Here is a 15,908-nt window from a genome sequence, read left to right on the forward strand (position 1 = left end):
CCTAACTATAAACCAATACGCACATCTAGAACTTTACAACCCTTATTTTTTTCCATAACCAGAACAGGATTCATATCTAATTCTTTAATTTCATTGAAATCAGATACTAGCTGAGATAGTCTCTGAATGCATTCAGAGAGTTTTTTGATATCAGATGGTTTTTCACCTCTAACACCTTCTAGAATTTTTTTAGTTTTAATTGATGAAATCATATCATCTGCTTCAATGTTTGTCATCGGTGCAAGTCTGAAAGTAACATCTTTTAAGACTTCAACATAGATTCCTCCCATTCCGAGCATTACAACAGGTCCAAACCCTGGCTCTAATTTTGAACCAATAATCATTTCTTTTCCACCTTTTACCATCTCAACAACCAAAACACCTTTGATATCGGCTTTCTTGTTGTATTTTTTTGCATTTTTTATTATAGTATCAAATGCATTTTCAACATCTTTTGCATTTTGCAAATTAACTTTCACTCCACCAGCATCAGATTTATGGATGATTTGAGGTGATGCAATTTTTAATACAACTGGATAACCGATTTTTTTAGAAGCAGCGACTGCTTCTTTTTTTGATTTTGCTAATTTACTTGCAGGTAATGGAAAACCATACGCTCTGAGAATTTCTTGGCCTTCTTCTTCTAAAAGAGCACTTCGTTTTTGTTTTTTTGCATTATCTAAAATCTTTTTTACGGTATTTTTTTTCACATTAAATTTCGTAATTTTTCCAGGAGAATTTTTTACCCAGTCTGTGAATGTAAGCATGGCTTTTAGTGCACGAATTGAACCTTCTGCATAAGTGTAGTATGGAACATCACCTTTTGCCAAAATTTCACGATTAGTTATTCCTTCATCTAGTCCCATCAAACTGGCTAACATTGTTTTCTTATATTTTTTTGACATAGAAACTATGACTTCTGCAAGCTTATCGTAATTCAAAGTAGCAGATGGTGTACACATAGAAATTACAGATCCAACATTTTTGTGTTTTAACACTTCATTCAAAACATTTTCAAATCTTTTGAAATCTGCATCTCCTACAATGTCTACTGGATTACGTGAACTTCCCCATGGAGGAATTACAGCATCAATTTTTTTTCTAATTTCTTCAATTTTTGCCATTTTAATTCCAAGTTTTGAACATGCATCAGTTGAAATTATAGCAGGACCACCGGCGTTTGAAACGATTACTAAATCGCCGTTCATTGGAAGTGGTTGTTTTGAAAATGCAGTTGCATAATCAAATAATTCTTCCATTGTATCAACACGTATTGCACCTGATTGTTTTAGTAATGCATCGTAAATTTCATCAGAACCCATTAAAGCTCCGGTATGTGACATTGCAGCTTTTGCTCCTTCTGGACTTCGTCCTGATTTCAATACCAAAACAGGTTTTTTCTTTTTTCTTGTAATGTCTTTACACACTTTAAGAAATTCTTGACCGTTGCCCATATCTTCAAGATAGATAACAATAACCTTGGTTTGTTTATGTTCAGCAAGCATCTTTAAAATATCAATTTCACTCATGTCGGCTTTATTTCCCATACTAATTACTGCGGAAAATCCAATTCCTTGTGCACTTGCATCTTCAACTAATGCAGCGCATATTGCACCACTTTGTGAAACAAGAGCAATTTCTCCAGATTTGGGAGTAATTTTGAGAAATGTAGAATTCATCATGGTTTGTGGTTCAAGATTCATCACACCAAGACAGTTTGGACCAATAATTTGTAATTTGTATTTTTTTGCAATATCTTTTAATTTTTGTTCTAATTTTGCACCTTCTTCATCTACTTCTTTGAATCCTGCAGTAATTACAATTGCACCTCTTAGTTTCTTTTTTCCACATTCTTCTAACACTGCTGGAACAATAGTATTTTTTGTGACAACAACTGCCAAGTCAACTTTTCCGGGAACATCTAAAACTGATTTGTATGCTTTTTTGTCGAAAACAGTTTCACGTGTTGGGCTAATTGGATAAATTGTTCCTTTGTAACCTTTCATAATGTTATTAGTAATTGCACGACCTACACTACCTTCTTTATCAGAAGCACCAATAATTGCAATAGATTTCGGAGAAAGGAAAACAGAATTTGTCATTGTATGTTTTTAGATAAAAAATTTTTGTATAATTAAAGCTATTCCAAATTAACTTCCAAGCATCTTTCCTGCCAAATTTTCCTTTCTTGGAATCCAAAGTATTTTCAATTCAGGGATTTTTGGTATTAACGACCAAGATTCTTGTGCTAAAATACGTAATTGTTCATTATTTATTGCAAATTCATGATTTAGTTGATTGACAGTGTTTTTTGAATCACTAAAAATTGTAATTTTATCTAATGATCCTTGAAATTTTTTTAATACTGCAATTATGGCATGATATTCAGCTTGATTATTTGTCAGTCCTGATTTATTTTCATAGAAGGATTCACCTGTCTCTTTAACAAAAAATCCATATCCAGATTTTTCACCGCCTGCACCATCAACGTAAATACTAACTTCCATCTTTATACAATTTTGTTAGTTTTACAGACAAATTTAATGTAATCATGTAAATAACTAATGAAATTGATTGTGAGACGATTGATGCCATGTATGGTTCATAGTTAATTTGTAAGAAATAGTACTGTAAAGTCCATCTAACGATTGTATAAACAACCTCACCAATTCCAAGTGAAGAAATTATTTTAATTAAATCTGATTTTAAAAGTGTGTTATCTCTTTGACCGTTATCTAAAACATACTTTTTTCTATTATCAAAATAGTATAAACCACCAAAAACTGAAAAGAAAACAGCATAATCAATAATCAAAGTGAATGATGAATTGAGATAATCGGCTTGATCTCCAAAGTAATCTGCAGCAACTGCAGAAATGATAACTGAGGCTAAGAAACCTAAGAAGACGTTTTTATTTAATTTCAGATATTCTTGATACTTTTGTTTCATATTTTTTGGTAAAATATGTCATTTTTAGCGTTTCGAGGTAAAGCCATTAATTATATTATTTTTTAATAACAATATGGATTCAGATGAAAAACGGTTAAAACAAGAGGATTGTAATGAGGATGAGTTGGGAACAGGGGTTCTAACATTAACTAACAAACGTATCGCATTTGATAAAAGAACAAGTAGAATAGCTGATTTTTCAACAAAGATGGGAGATACCGTGATTGATGTTCCTTTGGATAAAGTAGACGTTTGGAAAGAAGGTAGATTTATCAAAAAAATTTGTTTTAAAATAAAAACAGATGAAGATGAAAAATCATACAAATTTGGTGTTATGGGAACAAGTGGATGGTTAGAAGAAATTCAAGATGCCATAGAAGATTTTAAGAATCAATAAAGAACATCAACGCTATCTAATCTCCAAGATTGTTTAACAAAAGTATCTTTCATTTTTGCACCAGGATATACACTAGATTCTCTTATACCAGTTATTGCAATTTGTGAACCACAATCACCTGCATAGTTTAGTGGAACTACAAAGAATTTTGCTTTTTGTCTTTTACATACATCTTCTAACATAGAAGATAGTCTTTTGTTTGCAGCTACACCTCCAACTATCATGATTTCATTTTTTCTTGTAAATGCTAATGCACGTTCAGTAGCTTCTGCAATCATAGCAAATGCAGTTTCTTGTAACGAATAACATGCATCTTGAACTCCTTTTGACGTACTTTGCTTTGCAGCCGAAAGTAAGCCTGAGAATGATACGTCATTTCCTTTTACCACATATGGTAAATCAACATAGTTTGTGGATTTATTTGCCAATTCTTCAATTTTTCTTCCACATGGAGAAGCAAATCCCAATGAACGTCCAAATTGATCTAAAAGTTGACCTAAAGTGATATCTAATGTTTCACCAAAAACTCTCCATCTACCAGATGAAAATGCAAGAATCATTGTATGTCCTCCTGAAACAAGAAGTACTAGGGGGTTTTTTGCACCGGTCAAAAGTTTACCCAATTCAATATGACCAATAGCATGGTTGACAGGATAAATTGGAATATCATAATATGATGAGAGAGAACGTGCAACAACTGCACCAACTCTAAGACATGGTCCTAAACCTGGACCACCTGCATATGCAATCATGTCAAGATCATTGATTTTGATTTTTGCTTCATCAAGACATTGTTTTAGAACAGATGAACTATTTTCTATATGATGACGTGATGCTTCTCTAGGATGGATTCCTTCACCTTCTGGGGGTTTGTAGATTTTCCTAACGTCAGATAAAATTTTTCCATTTTTTTGTTTTTTTTCAATTACTGCACAAGAAAATGTGTGTGCTGTACTTTCAATTCCTAGGCAATACATACTATCCTCTACTTAATGTTGATACTATTTTTATTATATCATTGTTTTTGAGTTCATGATCAGCACCAATACGTTGTTTTGTTTTTGCATCAATAGCATGTAAAAATCCATTTCCAATATCTTGATGAATTGTAAATGCCAATTCTTTTGCAGTAGAACCTTTTTTTAATAATCTTGCATCAGGTAAAACTTGTCCTTGTTTATTCATTAATTTGGTTTCATCTTCAACAGGATAAACAACAATCATGTCTAAAACATCAAAGATTATTGAATTAAGAATTTGTTGAACACCAGTTGTTTGAATTTTTGTCATAACATTTTTTGCAAGATGTAATGCATTATTTTGTTGTTCAGACAACTGAACATTATCTTTTCCTGAAAAACTTTCATCTCCAGGAACATAATTGATTAGTTCAGCTTTTGTAGCCTTTCTCAATAAAAGTTCAGTTTCAGCGCTAGAGGGAATAACTTTGAAGTTTGTCGATATTTTTTCTATAATTTTTAAATCATCACAAAGATCTGCTTTGTTAGCTGCAATAAGCAAAGGTTTTGCAATTTTTCTAAGAGATTTTAGAAAGCCCATGATATCATCGTCTGACCAATCCTGAGCTTTTTTTGTTTTTAATGACATTGATATTAGAACTTGATCAACTTGGGATTCTAGTATTCCTAATCCTGTAAAACGACGGGCGATTCCATCAGTAATTTTTGCACGTTTTTGATCTATTTCTTTTACAAGTTTTGGCCATTCTCTGTCAAGTATTTGTTTAAACCATAAATCAAATTCTTCTTCAACAAATTTTATGTCTTCTAATGGATCATGAGTTCCAACATTAACCGGTTGTCCTTGGATATCAGTTGAACCAGAAACATCAACCACATGAATCAATGCATCAGCTTTCATAGCGTCAGTTAGAAATTGATTTCCCAACCCCTTACCTTCATGTGCACCTGGAACTAGTCCTGCAACATCAATTAATTTTACAGGAACAAATCTAATACCATCATGACACAGATCATTTTCACATCTGTTTTCCAAATTTGTACACTCACAATTAATTTTCAGATAACAAACTCCAACATTTGGTTCGATTGTAGTGAATGGAAAATTTCCACTTTGAACTAGCGTTTCTGTTGCAGCAGAGAAAAAAGTCGATTTTCCAACATTTGCTTTCCCAAGTAATCCAATTTGCATAAGGAGATAGTTTTCATCTGATCATATTAGTATTACAGAAATTCATTAATCATGGATATAGAAATGAATTATGTGAATTTAGTAATTACAGGTAATCCAGGTGTTGGAAAACATACAATTGCAGATTTGTTCACAAAACAAAATTCATCATATCAGATATTTGACATAAATAAATTTGCAATTGAAAAAGGACTTGGTGAACAGACAGATGACGGAATTGAAGTAGATACTAAAAAATTGAAAAATGAGATTCAAAAGTTGAATTTAGAAAAGTTACTAATTGTAGGTCATTTAGCACCGTATGTACTGGATGAATCAAATATTGAATATGTTATAATATTGAGAAAAAATCCCTATGAATTAATAAAAATTTATGAAAAAAGAAAATATCAAAATCAAAAAATAAAAGAAAACGCGGGTAGTGAAGTATTGGGTGTTATTGCAAATGATTCAATTACATCATTTGGAAAGGAAAAATCTTTTGAAGTTGATGCAACAGATAAGACGCCAGAAGTTATTTTGAAGAGAATTCAGGATATTATGAACAACCAAGAGAGTGGCGATATTGTTGATTGGCTAAAATTAATTGAAGAAAAAAATGAAATGAACAAGTTTTTTGATTACTAATTTAATATAATCCTCAATAATTATACAAAGAATTGTTTGAGATAAAATATAGTGATTTAGCAGGTAGAATAGGTGTTCTTCATACAAATCATGGTAAAATCGAAACACCATCCTTTGTTCCGGTCATACATCCAGTAAAACAAACTATTCCAGCCAAAAAAATTAAAGAAATTGGTTTTGATGTTGTAATTACAAATGCATACATCACAATGAAAAGATTGGAAGAGAAAGCAAGAAAAAATGGTATTCATAAAATAATAAAATATGATAGTTCTATAATGACAGACTCTGGAGGATATCAGGTTTTAGAATACGGAGAGGTTGATGTCAAACCACCTGCGATGGCAAAATTTGAAATGGATATAATGACAGACTTTGCAATCCCATTAGACAAACCTACTGGATTTGGATTATCAAAGAAACAAGCAAAAGAATACGTTGATCATACACTAAAAGTTTGTAAAACAACAATAAGAAATAAAAAAAATAATGGACAGATCTGGATTGGTCCCATACAAGGAAGTGAACATCCAGAATTAGTCAAAAGATCAACTAACGAATTAATCAATATGGGTTATCAAATGCTTGCATTAGGAAGCCCAGTTGAATTTATGGAATCATATGAATACAAATTATTAGCAGAGATGATTATTGCTGCGAAGAAAAACATACCAACTTCAATTCCATTACATTTGTTTGGGGCAGGACATCCATTAACAATTCCATTAGCGGTTGCACTAGGTTGTGATACATTTGATTCTGCATCATACATGCTTTATGCAAAACATGATAGAGTGATAACAGAAGATGGTACTAGAAGATTACAAGAGTTGGAGTATTTCCCATTTGATTGTGAGGTTTCTTCAAGATACAAACCAAAAGAATTACTTGCCATGAAGAAAGAAGAAAGAACAGATCAAATTGCACTTTTCAATTTATACTCAATAAAAGCTGAAGTTGATAGAGTAAAACAAGCTATTCGAGAAGGTAGATTATGGGAATATACAATGAAAAAGGCAAGAGCACATCCAAAATTATTTGAGACAATTGATGTAATACTAAATAATACAAAATTTTTGCAAGATGGAACTCCAAAGTTTAAAGAGAAAGCAATTTTCCTATTTGGGCCAGAGGATCAATACAGACCAGAGATTAGAAGATATCACGAATATGTAAAAAAATTTAGAACAAAAAAGAAAATTGTAGTTATTACAAAAGATCCAATGATAAAACCAGTATTCACATCATATGATTATAAAAAATTGCGAAGAAAATTCAAAGATGCAGATTTAGTACAATTTTGTAATTATAATCCATTTTTAGGCATAATACCAATTGAAATTTCAGATGTTTTTCCAGCATCACACTATGTAATGTCTAGGAAAGAATTTGAGCCTGAAAAATTCCCTACATTTTTGGAAGTTTGGAATGTATTTTTCAGTAAAAACAAGTTTGATTCAGTATATCTTCCAAAAAATGATTCATTTTTGCAGTACTATAAGAAGTTCATTCCAAAAGGAATAACAAAAAAACAGATTATTGAATAATTTATCTATCTCAAATTATTGATGAATGTATGATTAAATCGGTATTAATAGCAATAATTTGTTTAGGAGTTTTGTTTTCAGTCCAAGCAGCAGTTGCAGAAGAGGAATTACCTCTTCCAGAGGGGAAAAATATCAAGGAATGGGAATCTATCAGCGCAGCATTAGTTGCAGAAAAAAGATTTAGTGAAGCAATAATCTATCTTGATAAAATTTTGGAACAAGAACCAGATAACTTGAAAGCATTAACTAACAAAGCAGGACTTCTTGCACAACTAGGAAATTTTTCAAAAAGTCTTAGTTTATCAAATAAAGTTTTAGAAATGGATCCAGATAGACTTTCAGCATTAACTAACAAAGCAATTGCACTAAAAATGCTAAATGAGTATGAAAAATCTTTTGAAGTCTTTACAAAAATATTGATAATTGATCCAGATAATGAAAAAATAAAACAAGCAAGAGCTAGCTTACTAAGTGAATCACCTACAATTTCAACAAATGATTCTATGTATGATGTTCATGTCTTAGTTGTAGTTAGAGACAAAGATGAAAATCTCATTGCAGTCACTGAATCAAATAATGCACGGTATTTACCATCAAAATTTACTGAAAAGTGGTGGAATGACTTATCAGAAAAAAATTATTTGAAATATGAGAATGGTTATGAAATATTTCAAAAAGAAAATACAATGTTATCAAATGACGATCATTTAGGAATGTTAACATTAGAACGTGAAATGAGCGGGTATAACGTGAATATTTTTGAAGCGTTTATTCCATTGATTCAGATGGAAGAGACAGATACTGCAAAAGTTCAATGGACGATTATCAAGAATTAGGCTTTTTAGAGAAAAACATTCCAATTCCTATTGAAAAGAATACAATTAGTGGAATATACCTATACGGAAGAATTTCATAAAAATTTGTGAATACTATAAGAATTGGACCTGCCAACAAGGTACCTAAAATTAAAAACAAGATTGAATCTGTTTCTTTAATCCAATTTTTTGCAAGTAGTGTTAATCCAACAACAACAGGTAAAATTGTCATTAGTAAAAGGAAATCATATCTCAGTAAAGGTCCAAACGTTGCAAGTCCAATGAAGAATTTTGACGCATCAATTTGTATTACATTTGGATATATGGTGTCTCCAGAGAAAATGACTATGGCTGAAATTCCTATGATTCCTACATATGAAATTAAAAGTAGAATTTTCTTTTTGCTCGAAATCGAGGTTCTTCCAACAAAGAATAGCGTCATGACAAAATAAGGTGCAACAAATGCTTTGGTGAAAAAGGATAGAATATAGAAAATTGGAGATAAAATCCACTGTTTTTTTATGACGTAAATTGATAATAGATAGAATAGTACCCAGAAATTTTCGTATACTGCAACTGTATCAAATCTAAGAAATGTATGACTCTGAATCAATACAAGAATTGCAATAATTCCGGCAAATCTTTTTTCAGTAATTTGAACTGTTAAAAGATATGTGAATAGTATTACCAGGATTGAAGCAACAAAAGGTAAAATTTTGATATTTTGGAAAATTGTCTGAGATGCATCTAAGAGGAGCATGCGTACATAACGGTCATTTTGTTCTTCGATGTAGATATTTTCAGATTTTCCGTCTGGCCATATCTTTAATGCATCTTCCAGAATTTCATAATCACCCCACTGTTTAGATTCATCAAGTAATAATTCTGGAGAAGAAATACCAATGTATAATGAAAAAATTATTAATAAAATGATCAAAGTAGGTTTTTTTGGAATTTCAAAAATTCGTATTTTGTCTATGGAATTAGAAATTGAAGAAGGCAATTTTTTCTTATAATAGATAATTCCAAAAAATAATAATCCAAGATTTGATAAGATTACAGGAACGCCCAATGTTCCAACTTCATATGGAATTAGGTTATCTGAAAATTTTCCAAATACAGATGAAAATAATGATGGAAAAATTATTGAGATAATAGTTAATGAAATAAAAAAGATGGTTGCAATACCAATTAAGCTGGAAATTTTCGACATGAAATAATTTTAGAGCTCATATAATTAAATGAAAATAAAATAAGAAAAAGAGGTTTTCTGAAAACGTGCCTATAATGCAGCGTCTTCAGCCCATCCGTTGATGAATACACCGTTTTTGTGAAGTGGAACTGGTTGACCAGCTGTGTAATTCATTGGTCTCATCCAGAAAATGGATTTTGTTGGACAAACTCCAATACATGCACCGTCTGTGATGCATCTTTCAGGATAGAAGACAAATGCTTTACCACGTTTCCAACCTTCTACAGGTTTTACACGGAGTACATCCGGACCAAGAGAAGTACAGATCTCTACACATAGTGCACAGCCGATACATCTCTGTTCGTCAATGTCTGGAATGATTGCGATTGGCATTCTAACACTCTTTGACCATATTTACTATTTAAACCATGAACTAGATCGTTAACAGCGTTATGAAATGGATCGATAAATAAAACAAAAGAAAAAACGATAAACAAGAAATTACTTTCTCATTGCATCGATTTGGCCAGATGTTACCCAATCCAATAGTTCTGCGGATGATGGATTCATTTCTGGTTTTCCGCCCATAAGATTGGCTACCCAAATCCAGTTAATTTGATTTAATAGGACTTTGTTTGCTTCGTCGCCTGCGCGAACTTTAGCAACTAGAGCTTGATCTTGTGTGGCTTCCCATTCTGCATAGGTTCTTCCCATAATTGATCAAAAGTCAGCTTCCACTAATTAAAGCTATTGTAAATTGTCGACCTAGTACAATTTGAAGAGTCTAAGATATAAGACAGAGTTGAAATTTGTCTTGCGTGGAGATCAAAGTTTTAGGCGCGGCTGGTGAAGTAGGGCGATCAGCTTTTCAAGTCAACTGTGATGGAACAAATTTTTTGCTAGATTATGGAGTAATGTTTGGAAAACCAAGAGGTGCCCCACCCACATACCCCCTTCATGTTAAACCACGAGATATTGATTCAGTAATCATAACTCATGCACATTTGGACCATTCAGGATGTGTTCCATCATTATTTGTCAGCGGAAATTGTAATGTCTATGGTACAGCCCCAACATTTGATCTGAGTAAATTATTAATTCAAGATATGATAAAAATTGAAAAAAATTCACATTCTTTTGGAGTTCCAGAGATTGATAACATGATGGCAAAATCAAAGATAATTGGATTTAAAGAAAAGATTACTAGAGGAAATGCGTCGTTTGAACTTCGTTCATCAGGACATGTGATAGGAGGAAGTACGGTTTTAGTAGAGTCAAAAAATAAAAAATTATTCTATACAGGAGATATCAATTTGAGAGGTTCAAGATTATTGCCACCTGCAGATTTGGATATTGGTGAGATGGATATGGTGATTACAGAGAGTACTTATTCTCAGGAAAATCAAATGCCTAGAAAGGAATCTGAAAAAGGATTAATTGATTTTGCAAATGAGGTAATAGATAGGAAAGGTACACTATTCATTCCATCATTTTCTGTTGAACGCTCACAAGAAGTGGCTAGCGTACTAATCAATTCAGGATTTAACCATAAGATAATCATGGACGGAATGGCTTTGAAGGTAAACGAGGTACTTTTAAAATATCCAGAATATCTTAGAAATCCAGAAATTTTCAAAGATGTCATAGAGAAGGTCGTATCGGTGAGAGACCATAATGAAAGAAAGAGAGCATTATCAGAACCTTGCGTAGTTATTTCACCTGCTGGAATGCTAGTTGGAGGAAATGCAGTTTATTATTTACAAGAATTGTCATTTAATGACAAAAATGGAATTGCATTAGTATCATATCAAGGAGAAGGAACTCCTGGAAAGAAATTATTAGATACAGGTAAGGTTCAAACTCGCGGTAAAGATCTTAATGTAAAAGCTGAAGTAAAACAATTCCAATTTTCAGGTCATGCAGATAGAGATAGTTTATTTGAAATGATTAAAAATCTCAAAGGAAATCCAAAAATTATGACCGTTCATGGAGATGATGAATCATGTACAAGATTTGCTGAAGAAATTCATGAAAGATTTGGATTTGAAGCACACGCTGCTAAATTAGATGAAAAAATAACTCTCTAAATTGAAAGATAATTTTGAAGTAAATATCGATGATACAATAAATAGCGGTCAAGTTTTCTTATGGAAAAAATTTGATTCAAAATGGTATGGAATTAACGGAAAAGAGATACTAATTTTGGAAGACAAATTAGATATAAAATCTAAAAACATTCATAATTTTTTTAGGTTTGATGATGATTTTCAAAAAATCAAGAAACAGTTGTCAAAAGATGATATAATGAAAAAAGCCATTAAGAATTTTCCTGGAATGCGAATTTTAAGACAAGACCCATTTCAATGCTATATTTCATTTATCGTTTCATCAAATTCAAATATTCCAAACATTCAAACCCGACTTCAAAAATTATCTCGCAAATTCGGTGAGAAAAGAACAATAGATGACAAGGAACTTTTTTTATTTCCTAAACCTGAAAAGTTAGCTAATGCATCAATTACAGATATTACAAAATGTGGATTAGGATATAGAAGTAAGTATGTAAAAAAGGCAGCAATCGCAGTTAGCGAAGGAACGATCGATTTTTCATCTCTCAAAAAACAAGATTATCAAGAAGCGAGAGATAGTTTATGCCAGGTGTTTGGAATAGGTAAAAAAGTTGCAGATTGTATATTGTTATTTTCACTTGATAAATTAGAAGCAGTTCCGTTAGACAGATGGGTGTTACGCATACTACAAAAATATTATTCAAAAGAGTTTCAGATTTCAACCAAGACAATTACAGAAAAAACGTATGATGAACTGCATGACAAAATAGTGGAACATTTTGGAAAATATGCAGGATATGGACAGCAATTTTTGTTCAAAAATGAAAGAGAGAGTTTTGATAAAAAATGGTTAGGATAACGATTAATATTGCAATCTACCGGCAAGTTTTTGTGCGGGTAGCTCAGCATGGATAGAGTGTCGGACTTCTAATCCGATGGTCGAGGGATCGAAGCCCTCCCCGCGCGCTCTAAAGTTTTTATTTTCAATGAATTGTCAAACAATCAATGAAAGATATAGAGATAAAATTAGAAAACATGGATATCAAACCACATCAAGAGATAATTGGACACATCACAGTAAATTATTCAGGACTCTATGATGGTGTAGTGATAAACACACAGATTCTTGGTTCAAATGAATTAGTTGTATGGAGAGAGTATAATGGTAAAAAAATTACACAAAATGTTTCAAGATTGTTTGTAAACAAAAATGTAATTCCAGATAACAAAGTTGATTTTGTTGCTACAATTGAGTTTGAACCAACTGAAGAACATGATGTTAAATTTCGTGCATCAATAATTCAACAGCATAAAGAAGTAGAAAATGCTCAACTCTTTGCTAATTATTCAGCCTAGAATCTGGATTTTGTGACTTCAATAGTACCTGTCATCCAAGGATGTGGGTGACAATGGTATGTGATTACTTTTGCACCGTTTGGAGGAGCTTTGGTGAATAAGAATTCGTATTCATCACCAGGCATTAAAACACCAATTGAGCCAAACTCTCCACTATATGGATCAGTAATCTCATCAAGGTCGTAACTATCAGGAGTTACAGTATGAGGAATTTCATCTTGATTTACCCACCTCACTTTGTTATCAATTGTCAGTTGAACTTGAATTTTTTTTGGCATGTAGTTGTCTTTTTGCTCAGGAGTTGCTGAACCCATAATTATATTCACAACTGTTTCACCATCAGGATTCAGAATGTGTTCATCGACAAACACTTTTTGATTTTCTTCAGGAAGCCAATAACTAGTATACCAGGTAATTGTTACACCTAATGCAACAATGACTACTAGAATTCCAACTCCGTATGCATGACTAGATTTAGTTTGTGTTGCACTCAATAGCTAGCTTGATTTCTAGAAGTCTTATAAAGCTTAGTTAGTTTTTATGGTTTCTTGAGATCTGACATACCAATATCTGTGTCTTTTTTCAAATCCAAGTCAGCATTATTTGCTTTTATTTCAGGAGTTTCAGGTGCAAGAGTGCCATCGGGATTTTCTGTAGTTTTGATCTTTTCTTCAATTTTTCCTAGTAGCTCTTCCTGTGCCTCAACATTTGCAGCTCCAGCGCCAGTTGAGGTGTCGCCATCATCAGATAGCTCCTTGCGAGTTCCAACCATGGATTTAGTTACTCTTAGCTTTGCACCTGGTGGAGGTGGAGTGGTTTTTGCCTGACCCATAGCGTATCTGTAAACATGGAACAGTCCTGCAAAGACTATCAAAATTAGTCCCGCAAAGAATAGAGACATGTTATTCATACCACTAAGTGCGGCATTGTATGCTGCCAAGTTCAAGAACACCTGGAATGCTATTAATGCAATTATAATCCAGTTAATCCATTTTTCAGAAAATTCAATTTGAGCTACCTTCTTTGGTCCCTTGTCTTTTGCTAACTTTGCTTTTCTTTCAGCCTCTTTAGCCAAGTAGATCATCATATAGCTAAATCCAATTCCTAATGGAATTAGCAGTATCATTACCACGTAGAGATTGATTGGATCAATTACGAGTCTCTCTACTAATGGGAGGGTAGAGTCAATTGGGATATAGAATCCCCAATAGGTTGTAACCAATATTTGAGCTAGTCCGACTATACCAAATGCTGTAACCCAAGGTCTATCCTTCCATGAGAATTTTTTATATCTATCAAGGAACGGAACCAGCATAATCGCCGCTATGAAGATTCCGGGCCATAATACACCTGTCACGAATTTATCATATTGCGTCCGCAGGAATGCGTACAATCCTGTAAGATACCATTCTGGAACAGTAATACCGGGCGGTACAGTAGGTTGGAACTTGAATCCTAAATCAACTGGGAATACACCACCAGTAATTAGAATTGCACCTGCAACTGCCATAACCATTGGAACATCAAATACTAAGAATCGTGGGAAATGAACTGCCATTAATCCTAGCATGACTATTGGTAAGACAAACACGTGTTGTGTATAGAATCTCAGTACAAAGTCAGAGAATCCACTTCCAAACGCCGCGTCTCGAATCGTCGGCCCTGCTATCGGTATAGCATTTGTAAGTGACGCCGCAATACTGATTGCAAGTTCTGCACGTTCACTGAATATAATATCGTAACCGGTAAATGCTTCAAGAATTGTTACAGTTCCTAAAATAACACCAGTAACCCATAAAATTTCATTTCTAATTTTGTAACGTCCACTAAAGTATTGGTAATACATGTGAAGTAATGCAAGCATTACCATTGCGTTTGAACCGTGATAGTGTATGTTACGAATATGGAATCCAAATGGAACTTCGTTATTGATAAACTCTACACTATCCCACGCTCTATCAAGAATCGGTTCATAATAGAACATGAGTAACGCGCCAGAGACACCGAGAATAATGAATGTGATGAACGTAAGCATTCCCAAAAATCCAAATGGACTTACAAATCTTGCAGGGAACGAGAATTTTATTGCAGTAAAGATTGTTCTGTCAAGACCATCCCATATCCAATAGATGAAGGCAAGAGTGCCGTTGGGTCTATTTAGGGAAACGGCCATATCCTACAACTCCATTTTTGTTTGGTCCCCATTGGGGTGGTGTTACAAATAAATTTCCATCAGCATCAGCTTCAAAGTTTAATTCAGGTAATGTATCAGAAGGTGGTGCTTGTAATGATGCAGGTCCTGCAAATGCAGTTCCAGTAACAGGATCATACATGCTTCCATGACATGGACATTCACCTCTCATACGTCCTTCTTGTGGCCAGTATTTCCATACACACCAAAGATGAAGACAAATCATACTATAAGCTCTAAATGATGAAACTTCGTTTTTATCACCACCAAATTTTTCTGGGAGTCTGATGAATTGCCATTTTCTAAATGCTTCTTCATCAAGTACTGAATCACCAGTTTTTGGATAAGTGATAACTTCTGCATGATTAATTGGAAAAGTGAAAACATTGGCTGTAGAACCGTCTGGCAAAATAACTGGTACTTTTTCAGCAGCTGCAGAGGATGGATTTGGTAAAAAAGTTCCCCAAGGAACAAATGGTGCAAAAGCAAGACCAGTACCTGCAGCACCCATTAATTTAAGAAAATCACGTCTGGACAGAGTTTTTTTATCCGATGTTGCCGACAACTTAAGTTCAAATCTTGACGAATTGGTT

Annotated in this window: 18 protein-coding genes and 1 tRNA gene; 8 read left to right on the forward strand and 11 right to left on the reverse strand. The window is 33.2% G+C overall.

Annotated elements, in window-relative coordinates; translation table 11 throughout:
- Positions 1-5: 5 nt before the first annotated feature.
- Genes T478_RS06130 through T478_RS06140 form a run of 3 tightly spaced genes read right to left on the reverse strand, consistent with a single transcriptional unit; the run spans position 6 to position 2,949 of the window.
- Positions 6-2,102 (reverse strand): 4-hydroxybutyrate--CoA ligase, encoded by a 2,097-nt coding sequence (locus T478_RS06130; protein ID WP_048106075.1) that lies wholly within the window; start codon positions 2,100-2,102, stop codon positions 6-8.
- A 48-nt stretch (positions 2,103-2,150) separates the two neighbouring features.
- Complete coding sequence (locus T478_RS06135) at positions 2,151-2,507, reverse strand: reverse transcriptase-like protein (protein WP_048106078.1); 357 nt, start codon at positions 2,505-2,507, stop codon at positions 2,151-2,153.
- Positions 2,497-2,949, reverse strand: coding sequence for a hypothetical protein (locus tag T478_RS06140; RefSeq protein WP_048106081.1), 453 nt, complete (start codon positions 2,947-2,949; stop codon positions 2,497-2,499). Before T478_RS06140 ends, T478_RS06135 begins: the two co-directional genes overlap by 11 nt.
- A gap of 73 nt (positions 2,950-3,022) precedes the next feature.
- Here T478_RS06140 and T478_RS06145 point away from each other — a divergent pair, with 73 nt between their 5' ends.
- On the forward strand, positions 3,023-3,346 hold the full coding sequence (locus tag T478_RS06145) for a hypothetical protein (protein ID WP_048106083.1): 324 nt from the start codon (positions 3,023-3,025) through the stop codon (positions 3,344-3,346).
- Here the strand turns inward: T478_RS06145 and kae1 are convergent.
- Together kae1 and T478_RS06155 are read right to left on the reverse strand one after the other, a co-directional pair.
- Positions 3,340-4,323 carry a KEOPS complex N(6)-L-threonylcarbamoyladenine synthase Kae1 gene (gene kae1 / locus T478_RS06150; RefSeq protein ID WP_048106084.1) on the reverse strand — a complete coding sequence of 328 codons (984 nt, stop codon included), beginning with the start codon at positions 4,321-4,323 and terminating at the stop codon, positions 3,340-3,342. The two genes, T478_RS06145 and kae1, sit on opposite strands and share 7 nt — an antisense overlap.
- 1 nt (position 4,324) lies before the next feature.
- Positions 4,325-5,518: a redox-regulated ATPase YchF gene (locus T478_RS06155; protein ID WP_048106085.1), complete on the reverse strand. Its 1,194-nt coding sequence runs from the start codon at positions 5,516-5,518 to the stop codon at positions 4,325-4,327.
- Between the two features lie 51 nt (positions 5,519-5,569).
- Between T478_RS06155 and T478_RS06160 the strand changes: the two genes are divergently transcribed.
- The 3 genes from T478_RS06160 to T478_RS06170 are packed head-to-tail and all read left to right on the forward strand — an operon-like array spanning position 5,570 to position 8,528.
- Entirely contained in the window at positions 5,570-6,145 is a 576-nt protein-coding gene (locus T478_RS06160) for an adenylate kinase family protein (RefSeq protein WP_052433915.1), read from the forward strand.
- A 32-nt stretch (positions 6,146-6,177) separates the two neighbouring features.
- Entirely contained in the window at positions 6,178-7,692 is a 1,515-nt protein-coding gene (gene tgtA, locus T478_RS06165; protein WP_048106086.1) for a tRNA guanosine(15) transglycosylase TgtA, read from the forward strand.
- A 29-nt stretch (positions 7,693-7,721) separates the two neighbouring features.
- Positions 7,722-8,528: a tetratricopeptide repeat protein gene (locus tag T478_RS06170; RefSeq protein ID WP_048106087.1), complete on the forward strand. Its 807-nt coding sequence runs from the start codon at positions 7,722-7,724 to the stop codon at positions 8,526-8,528.
- Here T478_RS06170 and T478_RS06175 read toward each other — a convergent pair.
- From T478_RS06175 to T478_RS06185, 3 genes are all read right to left on the reverse strand, one after another.
- Complete coding sequence (locus T478_RS06175; protein WP_048106089.1) at positions 8,518-9,720, reverse strand: hypothetical protein; 1,203 nt, start codon at positions 9,718-9,720, stop codon at positions 8,518-8,520. The genes T478_RS06170 and T478_RS06175 overlap by 11 nt on opposite strands.
- A gap of 69 nt (positions 9,721-9,789) precedes the next feature.
- A complete protein-coding gene (locus T478_RS06180; protein ID WP_048106091.1) occupies positions 9,790-10,092 on the reverse strand; it encodes an ATP-binding protein in 303 nt (100 codons plus the stop codon).
- A 108-nt stretch (positions 10,093-10,200) separates the two neighbouring features.
- Positions 10,201-10,413 carry a hypothetical protein gene (locus T478_RS06185; RefSeq protein WP_048106093.1) on the reverse strand — a complete coding sequence of 71 codons (213 nt, stop codon included), beginning with the start codon at positions 10,411-10,413 and terminating at the stop codon, positions 10,201-10,203.
- 104 nt (positions 10,414-10,517) lie between these two features.
- Between T478_RS06185 and T478_RS06190 the strand changes: the two genes are divergently transcribed.
- From T478_RS06190 to T478_RS06205, 4 genes are all read left to right on the forward strand, one after another.
- Positions 10,518-11,786, forward strand: a complete 1,269-nt coding sequence (locus T478_RS06190) for an MBL fold metallo-hydrolase (protein ID WP_048106095.1) — start codon at positions 10,518-10,520, stop codon at positions 11,784-11,786.
- A gap of 1 nt (position 11,787) precedes the next feature.
- On the forward strand, positions 11,788-12,627 hold the full coding sequence (locus T478_RS06195; protein ID WP_048106097.1) for a DNA-3-methyladenine glycosylase family protein: 840 nt from the start codon (positions 11,788-11,790) through the stop codon (positions 12,625-12,627).
- 32 nt (positions 12,628-12,659) lie between these two features.
- Positions 12,660-12,734, forward strand: a tRNA-Arg gene (locus tag T478_RS06200).
- A gap of 39 nt (positions 12,735-12,773) precedes the next feature.
- Complete coding sequence (locus tag T478_RS06205) at positions 12,774-13,124, forward strand: hypothetical protein (protein ID WP_048106099.1); 351 nt, start codon at positions 12,774-12,776, stop codon at positions 13,122-13,124.
- Here T478_RS06205 and T478_RS06210 read toward each other — a convergent pair.
- From T478_RS06210 to T478_RS06220, 3 genes are read right to left on the reverse strand one after another with little or no spacing between them, the layout of a single operon-like run.
- Positions 13,121-13,618 carry a cupredoxin domain-containing protein gene (locus T478_RS06210; protein ID WP_048106101.1) on the reverse strand — a complete coding sequence of 166 codons (498 nt, stop codon included), beginning with the start codon at positions 13,616-13,618 and terminating at the stop codon, positions 13,121-13,123. The genes T478_RS06205 and T478_RS06210 overlap by 4 nt on opposite strands.
- Positions 13,619-13,662: 44 nt before the next feature.
- Positions 13,663-15,297 carry a cytochrome b gene (locus T478_RS06215; RefSeq protein WP_048106104.1) on the reverse strand — a complete coding sequence of 545 codons (1,635 nt, stop codon included), beginning with the start codon at positions 15,295-15,297 and terminating at the stop codon, positions 13,663-13,665.
- Entirely contained in the window at positions 15,278-15,880 is a 603-nt protein-coding gene (locus tag T478_RS06220; RefSeq protein ID WP_082008743.1) for a twin-arginine translocation signal domain-containing protein, read from the reverse strand. The genes T478_RS06215 and T478_RS06220 overlap by 20 nt, the downstream gene beginning before the upstream one ends.
- Between the last annotated feature and the right edge of the window lie 28 nt (positions 15,881-15,908).

Origin of the sequence: Candidatus Nitrosopelagicus brevis (assembly GCF_000812185.1) — an archaeon.
In the GTDB taxonomy this organism is placed as follows: Archaea; Thermoproteota; Nitrososphaeria; order Nitrososphaerales; family Nitrosopumilaceae; genus Nitrosopelagicus; species Nitrosopelagicus brevis.